The sequence below is a fragment of the Delftia sp. RIT313 genome (genome assembly GCF_000632165.1).
In the GTDB taxonomy this organism is placed as follows: Bacteria; Pseudomonadota; Gammaproteobacteria; order Burkholderiales; family Burkholderiaceae_C; genus Comamonas; species Comamonas acidovorans.
Genome location: NZ_JFYT01000109.1, coordinates 1 through 13,515 on the forward strand (window position 1 = coordinate 1; position 13,515 = coordinate 13,515).

Below are 13,515 nucleotides of genomic sequence, written 5' to 3' on the forward strand. Positions count from 1 at the left end.
CAAAGCATCCGCGACAGCGCCGAGACGCTGGCCGACTACGCCGGCACCGAGGCCCAGGCCATGGGCTGCGGGTTCGAAGACGCGGCCGAGATGCGCCGCGCCGAAGCGGCCGAGGCGGCTGCCAAGGCCATGGCGCAACTGCTCGACTGCCGCACCCATGAGCCGGTGCGCCCGCAGGGCTGAGGCATGGCCATGGACAAGGAGAAGGACAAGGGCACCACCAGGACACAGCCCCCCAGCCTGCACCAGTTGACCAGCGCCATCACCGAGATCCACGGCAGCGTGCAGGAAAACTGCGCCGAGATCTCAGCCCTGGCGCAACTGGCCCTGGCGGCAGTGCATGCACCGCAGGAGCACCACAGCCAGCAGGCCCTGGCCCATGCGCTGCGCGCCATCCGCGACAGCGCCGACCTGCTGGCCGGCCATGTGAAGGTGGAGGCCCGGCGCGTGGTGTGATCCGCCGCAAGGCCGCTGACTCCGCCACGGCGGCCCGAACGCCTGCGCCGCCGTCCTCAGAAGCTGCCGCGCAGCGTGAGCATGGCGTGGCGCGGTGCGCCATACAGGTTGTTGCTGAACGTTGTGCCCAGGGTCTGGTAGTAGGTCTTGTCGAGCAGGTTGTTGATGTTCAGCGTGACCGTCCAGCGCGGGTCGATGCGGTACTGCACCATGGCATTCCACAGCGCGTAGCCGCCCTGCGTGAAGTCAAAGGGCACGGACGTGCCCGCCGCCGACAGCGCCGTGCCGCTGACGTAGTGTGTGCTCTGGATCTGGGCGCTGCCGCCCACTTTCCAGCGCGACAGCTCGCCCGGCAGCGTATAGGCCGTGGACAGCTTGAACAGGTGGCGCGGCGTGATGCTGCTGTAGGTCTTTTCGGTGCTGCGGTCGCGGGTGTTGTTGAAGGTGTAGCCCGCTGCCAGTTGCCAGCCGGGCTGCAGCTCGCCGCCCAGTTCCATGTCGAAGCCCCGACTGGTGACCTTGCCCTGTGCCAGGTAGCAGCAGTTGCCGCTCCAGCGGCTGTTGCTGGTCTCGTAGCGCGGGTCCACCACGGCCGTGCCCGTGCGCTCCACATTGAAGAGGCTGAAGGTGGCGTTCAGCCGCCCGTCCATCAGCTCGCCCTTGAGGCCGGCCTCGTAGCTGGCGCCCTTGACCGGCGGCAGCGAGGTGCCCGGCGCCGGGCCGGCCATGCTCAGCGCCTGCGGCTTGAAGATGGACGAATAGCTGGCATAGGCCGACCACTGGCTGTTCAGGTCATAGATCACCCCGCCATAGGGCGTGATCTTGGTGGGTTCCTTGAACGGCGTGTTCGACCAGGGCGTGCGGTTGCCCTGCGCATCCAGGTTCCAGATCGACTGCTGGAAGTCGTAGCGGCTGGCGCGCGCACCCAGGATGAGGTGCAGCCTGTCCGTGGGATGCAGGCGCAGCACGCCATAGCCGCCCATCTGCTTTTGGCCCCAGGGGCCGTAGCGGGTGTTGAAGTAGGTTTCCGTGGGCGGCGTCCAGATGCTGGGAGCAAACGGATTGCTGGCCACGGTGCCGCTGCCCGTGAAATTGGCGCTTTGCCAGAAGCTTTCCACGCGCTGCCAGTCCGCGCCCAGCAGCAATTCATGCGTGCGGCCCATGAGCTGGAAGGGACCGCCCAGGCTCAGGTCCACCACCTCCTGCGTATTGCCGGACTGGATGTGGCCGCCGCGCCAGACCGCACCCGCCAGGGTCTGCGGGTTGATGGCGCCGCCCATGTAGACCCAGAAGCGGTCCAGCTCGGTCTCCACGCGCGAGACGTTGAGCTTGGCCTTCCAGCGGTTGTCGAACTTGTGCTCGAGCTGGGCGAACAGCTCCTTGGTCTCGTAGTCGTAATAGGCCCAGGGCTGGGTGAAGTTGGTGTGGCGCGGCAGGCCCAGGCTGCTGCCGTCGGCAAAGCGCGGCAGGCCGGCATAGTCGCCGTTCTCATGGGTCTTTCCGTAGCTGCCGCCCACGGTCAGCAGGGTGTCGGGCGTGAGGTCGGCCTCCAGCACGCCGTAGAGCGAGGGCTTTTCGCTGCTGCGCAGGTCCATGTAGGAGTCGCCCTTGTGGTAGGACAGCACGGCGCGGCCGCGCACGCGGCCGTCGTCGGCCAGCGGCGCGCTGGCATCGAGCTCCACGCCGCGCCGGCTCCAGGAGCCGGCCGACAGCGCGGCCTTGAACTGCCGCTGGGCCAGCGGCTTCTTGCGCACCAGGTTGATGATGCCGCCCGGATCGCCCACGCCGCCCAGCAGGCCCGAGGCGCCGCGCATGACTTCGACGCGGTCGTAGAAGGCCATGTCCTGCTGCGGCGAATAGGTGTAGGCGCCCAAAGCCAGCGGCGCGCCGCCGTCGATCTGCATGCTGGTGATCTGAAAGCCCCGCGAATAGAAGTCGCCCACGGTATTGGCCACGACCACGCCGGGCGTGAGCTTGAGGGCCTCGGTCACATCGGTCACGCGCTGGTCGTCGAGCTGTTCGCGTGTGACCACCGATACCGACTGCGCAATCTCGCGGAACGACTGGTCCGTCTTGGAGGCAATGCTGGTCACGCGGCTGGTGTAGGAGCCCGTGCCTTCGGTCGTGCCGTCACCGGCGCGGCGCGCGGCCACGCGCACCTCGGCCAGCGACACCGCGCGCGGGGCAACGTCTGGCGCCCGGGCATCGGGCACGGCGCGCTGGCGCAGCACATAGCCGCCTTGCGGCTGCACCGCCGCCTCCAGCCCCGTGCCCTGCAGCAGCGCGGCCAGGCCGGCCTGCGCGGTGTGGCTGCCCTGCAGCCCCGGGCTGCGCAGGCCCTGGACCTGTTCCTGGGTGAAGGACAGCAGCAAACCCGAGTCGCGCCCGAAGCGGTTGAGCGCGTCCTCCAGCGTGCCCGCCGGAATCTGGTAGCTGCGTGTGGCTGCTGTGGCGGCCGTGGTGTTGACGGAAGGCGAAGGCGCCTGCGCCCACAGGTTGCTGCCCAGCCCCGCGCAGGCCAATGCCAGCAACAGGCCACGGGACGGGACGACGGAGGGGCGCAAGGCGCAGGGAAAGCGCCGGGGCGCTGCGGGATATGCCATGGTGTGCGAAGGACTGGGCCTGGAAGGAAAAGACAAACGGATGGATGGACGAATCGATGGGCGGGCCCGGCATGGCAAGCCCCCCCCTCTTCCTCCATGTCCCGCGAGTTCTCGAAACAGACCACCCCGGGCGCAGATTTCTTCAAAAAAACTGCGCAGGCCCCTTCAAGCCCCTGTCGATTTCTTGCCCACCACCACCTCGCGCCGGCCCCACCAGCGCGTCATGGAGCGCAGCTCCAGTCCCGGCAGCGCACCGATCACGGCCAGCACGCGCGGCACCTCGGCCAGCGGATAGGTGCCGGAGATGCGCAGGTTGGCCACTTCGGGCTCGCAGGCCAGGGCCGCATCGCTGTACGGCTGCAGCGCCTCCAGCATCCGGGCCAGCGGCATGCCGCGCGCCACCAGCATGCCCTCGGTCCAGGCGGTGCTGTCCTCATGCACGGCGGTGGCTGGCGAGACGCCATCGGCCCGCAGCGTGGCCTGCTCGCCCGCCCTGAGCACCAGCACACTGTGGCCGGCCAGCCGGGGGGTCAGGCGCACGGCACCCTCGAACACACCCACCTGGAAATCACCATCCGCGAGCGCACGCACGGAAAACCGCGTCCCCAGGGCCAGCGCCTCGCCCGCAGTGGTCTGCACGGCAAAGGGTCGGGCGGGCTGCTCGGTGTCCTTGGCCGTGGTGACCAGCACCTCGCCCTGCAGCAGGCGCAGGCGGCGGTGCCGCCGGCTGTATTCGATGTCCAGCGCGCTGGCGCCGTTGAGCACGATCTGCGTGCCGTCCGGCAACGCCATCTGCCGACGCTCGCCCCGCGCCGTGCGCGCATCGGCCACCCAGCCTTGCCAGGGCAAGCGCTGCTCCAGCTGCCAGGCAATGCCGGCACCAAAGGCCGCAACGGCCAGGGACCGGATCACGCGCCGGCGAGCGGAACCACGCGGGGCCAGCGCAGCCCGGGCTATCGGTGATTGCGGCGGCGGCACCAGCCCAGCCAGCCGCTGGTTGACGGCAGTGATGCGCTGCCAGGCCTGCTCGTGCAGCGGATCGGCCGCGCGCCAAGCCTGCCAGGCTTGCCATTCGCGGGCCAACTCATCGGACAGGACGCCCTCCTGGTGCTTCAGCCACCACTCGATGGCGCTGCGCGCTACCTCGGGCGGCAGGCCGGCTCCCGGCGCCGTCATGCATCCACCGCGAAATAGCAGTGCATGCCGGCCTGCACCAGGTAGCGCTTGACGGTGGTCAGCGACAGGCCCAGCTCGCGCGCAATGTCGGCCTGCTTCATGCCATCCAGCTGGGCCATCAGAAAGGCCCGCCGCACAGGGGCAGGCAGGCCGTCGAGCATGCGGTCGATCTCGTCCAGCGCCTCCAGCAGCAGCGCGCGCTCCTCGGGCGAGATGGCAAAGGACTGCGGCGCCTGGGCCAGCGCCTCCAGATACGCGCGCTCCAGTTGCTGGCGCCGGTAGTGGTTGGCCAGCACGCGCTGCGCCACCGTGGTCAGAAAGGCGCGCGGCTCACGCGCCTGCACAGGCTCGTCGCGCGCCAGCAGGCGCACAAAGGTGTCGTGCGCCAGATCGGCCGCCTGGTGCACATCGCCCAGCTTCTTGCGCAGCCAGCCCTGCAGCCAGCCGTGGTGGTCGGTGTAGAGCGTGGCGACTTCGCGGTGAAGGGAGGTTTCGGCGGCAGACATGGCGCGGGAGGAGGAATGCGTGGGCGGCTGGCCCGAAATATGAGATCAATTCTCATTTGCATTCTAACGGTTGGCCTGCGCTGTTGCCCCCGCCGCCCTGTCCACTCAGAACTTGTAGTTCAGCACCGCCATGGCCTGGCGCGGCGTGCCGAACTGGCCCTGGCCGTCGATGTTGACGTAGTACTTCTTGTTGAAGAGGTTGTTCAGGTTCAGCTGCAGCGAGAGCCTGGGGCTGAAGGCATAGCGCGCCATGAGGCTGGCGGTGGCGAAGGATTTCTGCTCGAAGACCAGGTCATTGCCCGCCACGAAGACGCTGGCGCGGGTGCGGCTTTGCCATTGCAGGCCGCCGCCCACGGTGAGCTGATTCCATCCACCGGGCAGGCGGTAGGAAGTGAACAGCTGGGCCTGGGTCTTGGGCGCCCAGGCGTTGATGGACAGGCCCTGGGCGTCACGCGCGACGGTGTGGGCAATGCCGGCCGACAGGTTCCAGCCCGTGGCCAGCTCGCCCGAGACCTGGGCCTCGAAGCCCTTGCTGGTCACGCCCTTGGCGCCGTAGTAGGCGAAGTCGGTGGTGCCGGGCACGACCTGGCCTTCGTCCAGCTGGGCCACGTTGTCCTGCTGGATGCGGAAGACGGACAGCGAGCTGTTGAGCCTGCCGTCCAGGTGCTCGCCCTTGATGCCGATCTCGAAGCTCTTGCCCGCCACGGGGTCCAGGTAGCTGCCGCCGCGGTCGCGGTAGTTCTGGGGCTGGAAGATGTCGGTGTAGCTGGCATAGGCCGAGAAGCCTTCGCTCAGGTCCAGCACCAGGCCTGCGTAGGGGATGAAGACGTTGTGGTCGCGCACCTCGCTGAGGCTGCGCACCTTCCAGCTGCTCTGGCGCCCGCCCACGATGAGCTTGACCGGATCGGCCAGCGACAGGCGCAGCGCGCCGTACAGCGCGTCCTGGCGCGTGTGGTCCAGGCTGCTGGTGGTCAGCGGCCCCCAGGTGGGCTCGGCATAGGAGCCGTCCCATTGGTAGTAGTTGCCCACGTCCTGCAGGGGGCTGGTGCGCGCATGGCCGGCCTTGTGCTCGCGGGCACGGCTGCTGCTCAGGCCGACAACGGCCTCATGGCGGCGCCCGCCCAGTTCCCAGCCGCCCGTCACCTGCAGGTCGGCGCTGTTTTGCTGGAAGCTGTATTCGGAGTAGTTGGGCAAGGCGGCCATGCCCAGGCCGGTGGTGATGTCGGGCTGGCGCATGAGGTACAGCAGCTTGGCGTCGTAGGCGCTGTCGCGGTGCACGAAGTTGGCCTTGAGCTTCCAGTCGTTGCCGAAACGGTGCTGCAGGTTGGCGAAGATGTTTTTGTTGGTGCTGTTCCAGCGCGTCCAGTTCGCGGCCGTGGTCTTGGAGGTGCTCCAGTCGGCTGGCATGCCGTTCGTGAAGACCAGCGGCAGGCCGCCCCAGGTCGAGCCGGTGGGCCGGTTGGACTGGTAGTCGGCGCCCACGCTGAGCGTGGTGTCGGGCGTGAGGTCGGCATCGATCACGCCGTAGAAGACCTGCTTGCGCGCGTGGTAGAGATCCACATGGGAGTCGCGCTCTTCGGCCATGCCTGCGACGCGTGCGCGGATGCGGCCGTCCTGCGTCAGCGGCATGGACAGGTCCACCGTGCCGCGATGGTGGTTCCACGAGCCCACGCTGGCCGAGGCCGAGCCCGTGAACACCTTGCTGTTGGCGTGCTTGCGCACCATGTTGATGGAGGCCGACGGATTGCCCGCGCCCGTGAGCAGACCCGTGGCGCCGCGCACCACTTCGACGCGGTCATAGATGGTGGTATCGGTACCCGAGTCACCGTAGAACGACAGGCCGATGGAGGTGGGCACGCCGTCGTACTGCAGGTTGTCCACGTAGAAGCCGCGCGAGTAGAAGTCCGAGCGGTCGCTGTCCGAGCTGACGACATGGATGCCGGTGACGCTGCGCATGGCGTCGTTGAGCGAGAGCAGGCCCTGGTCCTCGATCTGCTGGCGCGTGAGCACGCTGACGGACTGCGGCGTGTCGCGCAGCGACAGGCTCAGGCCCGTGGCGGCCGCCGTGGCCGGCGTGGTGTAGGAGCCCGAGCCTTCGGTGGTGGGGCTGGCCTGGGCCGAGGCCGTGACCAGCACGGTCCTGAGTGTCTGGGAGGACGGCGCGCCTGCCGCACCCGCAGCACCCGCAGCGGAGGCGGCCGGCACCACGGGCATCTCGCGCAGGGTGTAGCCGCCACCGGCCGAGCGCACGGCCGCCAGCGGCGTGCCCAGCAAGGCGCGGTCCAGCGCCTGCTCCACGGTGAAGCGCCCGCTCACGCCGCCGCTGCGCAGCCCTTCGGTGACGGCCGAGCCGAAGGTGACCAGCACGCCGGCCTCGCGCCCGAGTTGGTTGAGCACGCTTTCCAGCGGGCCGGCTGCAATGTCGTACTGGCGTTGCTGCGAAGCACCGGCAGCCGGCTGCGCCCAGGCCTGTGCCGGAGCCAGGGCGCCCGCGGCGGCCAGCCCCGCCAGCGTGCCCGCGCACAGCACCTGCAGCGCCAGCGCCACCGGACGTAACGCCGGGGCCGCCTGGGATGGACGGACGGTGGAGGCGGCAGTCTGCCGCATGGAGTTCTGGCGCATGGTCTGAGGGCGCATGGAAAGGCCTTGTTGCAATGGTTGTAGAGAAGCGTTGGCGCACGCTGCGGTGCGCTCCTGTCTCTGTTGACAGCCATCGCCGGCAAATCAGCTCAAATTTTTTCAGGAAAGTGCGAAGGCCTTCATGCCGGCCGTGCCGCTCATGCCTTGCCCGCCCCGGCAGGCCGCACCATCACCCAGTAGCGCGAGAAGGAGTGGATTTCCACGGGCAGCGAGGAAGTCAGCGCGGCCAGCACGCGGTCGGTGTCGGCCAGCGGATAGGCGCCGGAGACGTGCAGGCCGGCCACGGCCGGGTCGCAGCCCAGGCGCCCGCGCCGGTAGCGGCCCAGCTCGGCCAGGAAATCCTCCAGCCGCATGCGCGAGGCCACCAGCATGCCTTCGGCCCAGGCGCTGGCCGCCGTGTCCAGCGCGCCGGAGTGCACGGCCTGCTGGGCCGTGAACGTGCCCTGCTCTCCCGCATCGATGCGCTGCGCGGCATGCGGGGCATGCGCGGGCCGCAGTTGCACGGCGCCTTGCAGCACGCCCACTTCAACGCCGGACTCGCGCTCGCGCACCGTGAAGCGCGTGCCCAGGGCCTGAACGGCGCCCATGGCGGTCTGCACGATGAAGGGACGGTGCAGGCTGTCCGGCGCGGTCTGCACGAGGATTTCGCCACGCACCAGCTCCAGCACGCGCTCGGCCGCGCCGTAGCGCAGGTTGAGGGCGCTGCCGGTGTTGAGCACCACGCTGCCGCCGTCGGGCAGCGGCAGCCGGCGCTGCTCGCCCACGGCAGCCACCTGGTCGGCCGTCCAGCCGCGCCAGGCCTGCGAGCGCACGACGGCAGCGGAGCCTGCGCCCGAGACCAGCAGCACGGCCAGCGCCTGCACCGCACGGCGCCTGCCGGCCGAGCCGGGTGCGGCCAACGCGGCCCGCGCCAGCGGCATGGGGATGCCGGCCATCTGGCTGCCCATGGATTCGATGCGCTGCCAGGCGGCCTCATGCTCGGGGCTGGCCGCACGCCAGCGCTGCAGGCCAGCGTGCTGCCGGGCCTGGGCCTTGCCGGAGTTCAGTTGCAGCCACCATTGCACGGCCTGGCGGGCCACTTCGGCAGAAATGGGGGAAGAAGCGGAAGGGAACGCCTGCATGCCGCCTACTCCGGGAAGAAGCAGCGCATGGCCGCCTTGGCCAGGTGGCGCTTGACGGTGGAGATGGAGATACCCAGCTCGGCCGCGATCTCGCCATGGCCGAGCCCTTCGAGCTGGGCCAGCAGGAAGGCCTGCTTGGCCAGCGCGGGCAGGCGGCCCAGGCGGCGGTCTATCTCCACCAGGGTCTCCAGCACCATGAGCCGGACCTCGGGCGGCGGCGCCACGGGCTCGGGCATGGCGGCCAGGGCATCGAGATAGGCCTGCTCAATGGCGCGGCGCCGCACCTGGTTGATCAGCAGGTTGCGCGCAATGGTGGTCAGGTAGGCGCGCGGCTCCTGGAGCTGGTCCAGGCCCTTGGCGCCCAGCACCTTGAGGAAGGTGCTCTGCGCCAGATCGGCCGCGTCGAAGGCATTGCCCACCTTCTTGCGCAGCCAGCCCTGCAGCCAGCCGTGGTGGGCCAGGTACAGGGCTGTGACTTCTCGGTACTGGGGGGCGGAGGCGGATGGCATGGCAGGTCCCGATTCCCTTGGGGGCGGGGCCCACAATCAAACAAGAATCATTCTTATTCGATTGTATCCATGCCAACCTGTCTCTGTTTCAGAAGCGGTAGCGCGCCGTCAGCAGCACATTGCGCGGCGCCCCGAAATGGTTGTTGTCCTGGGTGCTGCCAATGGCCTGGTAGTAGTACTTGTCCGTGAGGTTGTTGATGTTCAGTCGTATATCCAGCTGCCGGCTGAATTGGTAGCTCGCCATGAGGTCCACCAGCGTATAGCCCCCCTGGCGCACGCCGTAGCCGGCCGAGCGGGTCTCGCTGCGCGTGCGCACGGATCCGCCCAGGGACCAGCGCTGCCAGGCGCCCGGCAGCTGGTAGCGGGCCGACAGCTTGAGCAGGTGGCGCGGGGTCTGGGTGTCATAGGGCGTGCCGGCCTTGGCGACGTCCGAGTCGCGGACATGCTGCGCCCTGTTGTAGGTGTAGCCGGCCATCAGCTGCAGGGAGGGCGTGACGGCACCCGCCAGCTCGAACTCCACCCCCCTGCTACGCACCTCTCCGGTCTGCGCATAGCAGGACGCCACATTGGGACTGCACTGCGATTGCGGCAGTTGCAGCGGCAGATTCTTCTGGTTGATCTGAAACAGCGCCGCGCTGGCCTGCAGCCGGCCCTGGGCGTACTCGCCCTTGATGCCAAGCTCGAGGTTGCGTCCCGTCACCGGGTCCAGCAGCGCGCCTCTGGCGCCCTGGTTGCTCTGGGGCTGGAACACGCCGGTCCAGCTGGCATAGGCGGAATGCCGGCTGTCCAGCGCATAGACCAGGCCTGCATAGGGCGTGATGCGGTCATGGACCCGGTACCTGCTGGAATCGCTCCATTCCCCCGAGCGCGTGAGCATGTCGTAGGAGTAGGAATCCACGCGCGCGCCCAGCAGCGCGGTCAGGGGCTGCGCGACGCTCAACCGCAGTGTTCCGTAGGCACCCAGCTGCCGCTGGTGGCCGCGCCGCGACCACAGGGTGTTGATGGCCGGCCGGGCAACGGAGCCCGGGTCCCAGGTCATGGGGTCCACGATCTGCTGGTAGTCCGACGGCCACCCGCCAGGCCCGTCGTCGTCGCTGTTTTGCCTCACGCTGGCGCCAAAGACCATTTCATGGGTGCGGCCCAACCATTGCCAGGGCCCCTGCGCGAAGGCGTCGAGACTGTATTGGGTCTTCTTGTAGGCATAGGCTCCCACGCCCTGGCCGAAGTCGGCGGAATCTTCCAGCGGATACAGGTAGGTCCCCAGCATGTCCATCTTCGCCTGCAGCACGCGTGCGGTCAGTTGGGTCTTCCAGCCGTTGCCCAGGCCATGCTCCAGTTCAGCGAAGAGGCTGGCGTTTTCCTTGTTCCAGTAGGCCCAGTCAGGCGTCACGCGCGCCGATCTCGACAGCGGGTAGAAGCTGCCGTCACGCCGCGTGGGCAGGCCGTTCCAGTCGGCGCCGGGGTTGTCTTCCCTGTTGTAGTAGCCGCCCAGGCTCAGCCGCGTGCGCGGGGCGATATCGGCCTCCAGCGTGCCGTAGACCAGTTGGCGCTCATGGCGGTACGCCCGCTTGAAGGTGTCCGTATCCTGCAGGGCCACCACGGCGCGGCCTCGCAGCGTACCGGCCGCATTGAGCGAGCCGGACGCGTCGATTTCGCCGCGCAGGTTGTTCCAGGAGCCCAGGCTGCCCGTCAGCGAGACCTGAGGGGCATCCGTGGGGCGCTTGCGCACGAGGTTGATGGTGCCGGACGGATTGCCCGTGCCCGTCATCAGTCCGGCAGCGCCGCGCAGCACCTCCACGCGGTCGTACATGGCCATGGTGGCCAGGCCCTGCGTGTCGTAGTCGAAGGCCAGCGGCACGCCATCGGCCAGGAAAGAGTTGACCTCGAAACCCCGCAGGAAGAACTGCGTGCGTTCTCCGCCTCCGATCTGGCGTGTGCTCAGGCCCGTGGCATCCAGGGCAACCTCCTCCAGCGACTGAAAACCGCGGTCATCGATCTGCTCGCGCGTGATCACGCTCAGCGATTGCGGGGTCTCGCGCTGCGACAGGCCCAGCCGTGTCGCCGTGCTGCTGGGTCCGGTGGCCGCATAGCTGCCCGATCCTTGCGTCACGGCGCTGCGCTCGGCCTGCGCCGTGACCAGCACCTCGCCCAGCGCGGTGGCGCCTGCCGCCTGGACGGCCTGGGTCGCCTGCCTGCGCAGCGTGTAGCTGCCATCGCTGCGCGCCACCATGTCCAGCCCGCTGCCGGCCAGCAGGCGCTGCAGCGCCTGCTGCGGCGCGTAGTGACCGGACAGGGCCGGGCTGGTGAGCCCTTCGGTCAGCGCAGGATCGAAGGACAGCGAAATGCCCGCCGCCGTGGCCACGCCGGCCAGCGTGCGGCCCAGCGGCCCAGGCGCGATCTGGTAGGTCTGGGCTGCGGGGGCCGGTTCGGCCGCCTGCACGGCGCCTGCGGCCAATGCCATGCCCAGCAGGGCCAGGCGGGCGGCATGCGCCAGGGGATGGAAGACGGGATGCGGCATGGGTACGGCAGGCATGGAAATCGGTCCTTGGAGGCGGTGAAGAAAGAAGCTCTTTCCCCATTGCCAGCCGAGATCCGAAAAAGTGTCACCCTGCCTCGATTTTTCTAGTTCCTGGCGACCACGGTGATCCAGTAGCCGCGCATGCGCGTCTGCACGTCGACGGGATAGGTGGAGGCCAGCATGGTCAGCGTCCGGTCCGTATCGCCCAGCGGAAAGGAGCCGGACACGCGCAGCGCGCGCACCTCGGGCGCGCACTGCAGCAGGCCGGGCCGGTAGCGCGACAGTTCGGCGCAGAACGCGGCCAGCGGCATGGCGTCGGCCATCAGCATGCCGTGGGTCCAGGCCGTGGCTTCGGGCTGCAGGGGCTGGGGCGCGGTCACCTCCCCCGCTCGCAATACCGTTTGCTGACCGGCTTGAACGACCAGCGCCGGGCTGGCGGCGCCGCGCAGCGTGACCTCCACGGCGCCCTCGGTCACGGCCAGGCGCACGGGGCCGCCGTCCGCCCTGCCCCCCTCCTGCCGCACGGTGAAGCGGGTGCCCAGGGCGCGCAGCCGGCCATGGGCGGTGTCCACGACAAAGGGGCGGTGCGGCGTGGCGGTATCGGCCGCCGTTTCTATGGAAATCGCGCCCTGGCGCAGGGTGAGCAGGCGCAGTGCGCCATCAAACCGGATGTCCACCGCGCTGGCCGTGTCCAGCAGGAGGCGGCTGCCATCGGCCAGATGCTCGGTGCGGCGCTCGCCGGTGGCGGTGCGCAGGTCGGCGCCCCAGCCGCGCTGGTCCGCCGCACTCCATACCAGCCAGCCTGCAGGCGCCACGGCCAGCAGCGCGGCCAGCCGGGCCACGGTGGCGCGGCGCTGGGCGCGGTGGCTTCGGGGCCGGTCCAGCGCCGGCATGGCCAGCGCTGCAGGCAGGCCGCCCAACTTGCCCAGCAGCCGCTCGGCGCGCTCCCAGGCCAGGGCATGCTGTGGGTCGGCCTGGCGCCAGCGCTCGCAGGCGGCGCGGTCGGCATCGGTGGCGCCGCTGTCGTGCAGGCGCATCAGCCATTCGGCGGCCTCGTCGAGCACGCGCGCTTGCAGGGGCGTCTCCATCACGCCATTGCCACCAGGCATTGGCGAAACGCCTGGGCCATGTAGCGCTTGACGCTGGTGAGCGAGACCTCCAGCTGCTGCGCGATGTCCTCGTACTTCATGCCGTCCAGCTGGGACAGCAAAAACGTGCGCCGCACGATGGGCGGCAGCGCGTCCAGCATGGCGTCTATCTCGTGCAGGGTCTCCAGCACCAGGGCGCGCTGCTCGGGCGAAGGCGCCACAGGCTCGGGCAGTGCGGCCAGGGCTTCGAGGTAGGCCCGCTCCAGCGCCTGGCGCTTGTACCAGTTGACGAGCACGCCCTTGGCCACCGTGGTCAGGTAGGCACGCGGCTCCTGCACACCGGCCAGGTCGTGCACGCCCAGGATGCGCACGAAGGTGTCCTGCGCCAGGTCCGCCGCATCCGCCCCGTTGCCCAACCTGCGGCGCAGCCAGCCCTGCAGCCAGCCATGGTGGGCGGCGTACAGGGAGGCGGCTTCTCGGTGCTGGGGGGTGGAGGCGGATGGCATGGCAGGTCCCGATTCCCTTGAGGGCGGGGCCCGCAATCAAACAAGAATCATTCTTATTCGATTGTATCCATGCCAGGGAGCGTGCAACCGCGCTTTCAACCGGCCTGACGCCGCAAGGCCTACCAGATGTACCCGAACCGAACCACCATGTTGCGCGCTTCGCCGTAGTTGCAGGCATTGGCGGAAAAGCACGACGCCGTGTGGTACTTGTCGAACAGGTTCTTGACCGTCAGGCTCACGCTGGCCCCGCGCCAGTCACTGCGCATCTTTCCCAGGTCATAGCGCAGCGAGGCATCCACCAGGGTGAACGACGGTACGCGGAAGCTGTTGTCCGCATCGCCCCAGCTCCAGCCGATGTAGCGTGCCCCCACGCCCGCCCCCAGCCCCAGCAG

General features: G+C 69.1%; 11 protein-coding genes and 1 pseudogene. 2 read left to right on the top strand and 10 right to left on the bottom strand.

All coding sequences use genetic code 11. The annotated features are described in order from the left end of the window. Nucleotides 1–183, top strand: a pseudogene (locus tag BW39_RS28460) (hypothetical protein); the annotation flags it as partial. A gap of 3 nt (nt 184–186) precedes the next feature. Then, nucleotides 187–456, top strand: coding sequence for a hypothetical protein (locus BW39_RS28465; RefSeq protein WP_043825622.1), 270 nt, complete (start codon nt 187–189; stop codon nt 454–456). A gap of 56 nt (nt 457–512) precedes the next feature. Here the strand turns inward: BW39_RS28465 and BW39_RS28470 are convergent, their stop codons facing one another. The 10 genes from BW39_RS28470 to BW39_RS28515 form a co-directional block, all read right to left on the bottom strand. Continuing rightward, nucleotides 513–3,059, bottom strand: a complete 2,547-nt coding sequence (locus BW39_RS28470; protein WP_052155450.1) for a TonB-dependent siderophore receptor — start codon at nt 3,057–3,059, stop codon at nt 513–515. Nucleotides 3,060–3,224: 165 nt separating this feature from the next. Continuing rightward, nucleotides 3,225–4,235 carry a FecR domain-containing protein gene (locus tag BW39_RS28475; protein WP_043825624.1) on the bottom strand — a complete coding sequence of 337 codons (1,011 nt, stop codon included), beginning with the start codon at nt 4,233–4,235 and terminating at the stop codon, nt 3,225–3,227. After that, nucleotides 4,232–4,741, bottom strand: a complete 510-nt coding sequence (locus tag BW39_RS28480) for a sigma-70 family RNA polymerase sigma factor (RefSeq protein WP_043825626.1) — start codon at nt 4,739–4,741, stop codon at nt 4,232–4,234. The genes BW39_RS28475 and BW39_RS28480 overlap by 4 nt, the downstream gene beginning before the upstream one ends. 105 nt (nt 4,742–4,846) lie before the next feature. After that, nucleotides 4,847–7,378, bottom strand: coding sequence for a ferric-rhodotorulic acid/ferric-coprogen receptor FhuE (gene fhuE / locus BW39_RS28485; protein WP_043825628.1), 2,532 nt, complete (start codon nt 7,376–7,378; stop codon nt 4,847–4,849). A gap of 140 nt (nt 7,379–7,518) precedes the next feature. Then, a complete protein-coding gene (locus tag BW39_RS28490) occupies nt 7,519–8,502 on the bottom strand; it encodes a FecR domain-containing protein (RefSeq protein WP_013802806.1) in 984 nt (327 codons plus the stop codon). Nucleotides 8,503–8,507: 5 nt separating this feature from the next. Beyond that, entirely contained in the window at nt 8,508–9,011 is a 504-nt protein-coding gene (locus tag BW39_RS28495; RefSeq protein WP_043825629.1) for a sigma-70 family RNA polymerase sigma factor, read from the bottom strand. An 88-nt stretch (nt 9,012–9,099) separates the two neighbouring features. Further along, nucleotides 9,100–11,544, bottom strand: coding sequence for a TonB-dependent siderophore receptor (locus tag BW39_RS28500; protein ID WP_043825631.1), 2,445 nt, complete (start codon nt 11,542–11,544; stop codon nt 9,100–9,102). 89 nt (nt 11,545–11,633) lie between these two features. Further along, entirely contained in the window at nt 11,634–12,638 is a 1,005-nt protein-coding gene (locus BW39_RS28505) for a FecR domain-containing protein (protein ID WP_043825633.1), read from the bottom strand. Next, nucleotides 12,617–13,123, bottom strand: coding sequence for a sigma-70 family RNA polymerase sigma factor (locus BW39_RS28510; protein ID WP_043825635.1), 507 nt, complete (start codon nt 13,121–13,123; stop codon nt 12,617–12,619). Before BW39_RS28510 ends, BW39_RS28505 begins: the two co-directional genes overlap by 22 nt. Before the next feature lie 119 nt (nt 13,124–13,242). Beyond that, nucleotides 13,243–13,515, bottom strand: a 273-nt coding sequence (locus tag BW39_RS28515; RefSeq protein WP_043825638.1) for a TonB-dependent receptor domain-containing protein, incomplete at its 5' end; no start/stop codon positions are given.

Excerpts from the sequence above, each read along its gene's own strand:
- BW39_RS28465 (WP_043825622.1), top strand. The coding sequence starts at position 187 with ATGGCCATGGACAAGGAGAAGGACAAGGGCACCACCAGGACACAGCCC.
- BW39_RS28470 (WP_052155450.1), bottom strand. The coding sequence starts at position 3,059 with ATGGCATATCCCGCAGCGCCCCGGCGCTTTCCCTGCGCCTTGCGCCCC.
- BW39_RS28475 (WP_043825624.1), bottom strand. The coding sequence starts at position 4,235 with ATGACGGCGCCGGGAGCCGGCCTGCCGCCCGAGGTAGCGCGCAGCGCC.
- BW39_RS28480 (WP_043825626.1), bottom strand. The coding sequence starts at position 4,741 with ATGTCTGCCGCCGAAACCTCCCTTCACCGCGAAGTCGCCACGCTCTAC.
- fhuE (WP_043825628.1), bottom strand. The coding sequence starts at position 7,378 with ATGCGCCCTCAGACCATGCGCCAGAACTCCATGCGGCAGACTGCCGCC.
- BW39_RS28490 (WP_013802806.1), bottom strand. The coding sequence starts at position 8,502 with ATGCAGGCGTTCCCTTCCGCTTCTTCCCCCATTTCTGCCGAAGTGGCC.
- BW39_RS28495 (WP_043825629.1), bottom strand. The coding sequence starts at position 9,011 with ATGCCATCCGCCTCCGCCCCCCAGTACCGAGAAGTCACAGCCCTGTAC.
- BW39_RS28500 (WP_043825631.1), bottom strand. The coding sequence starts at position 11,544 with ATGCCTGCCGTACCCATGCCGCATCCCGTCTTCCATCCCCTGGCGCAT.
- BW39_RS28505 (WP_043825633.1), bottom strand. The coding sequence starts at position 12,638 with ATGCCTGGTGGCAATGGCGTGATGGAGACGCCCCTGCAAGCGCGCGTG.
- BW39_RS28510 (WP_043825635.1), bottom strand. The coding sequence starts at position 13,123 with ATGCCATCCGCCTCCACCCCCCAGCACCGAGAAGCCGCCTCCCTGTAC.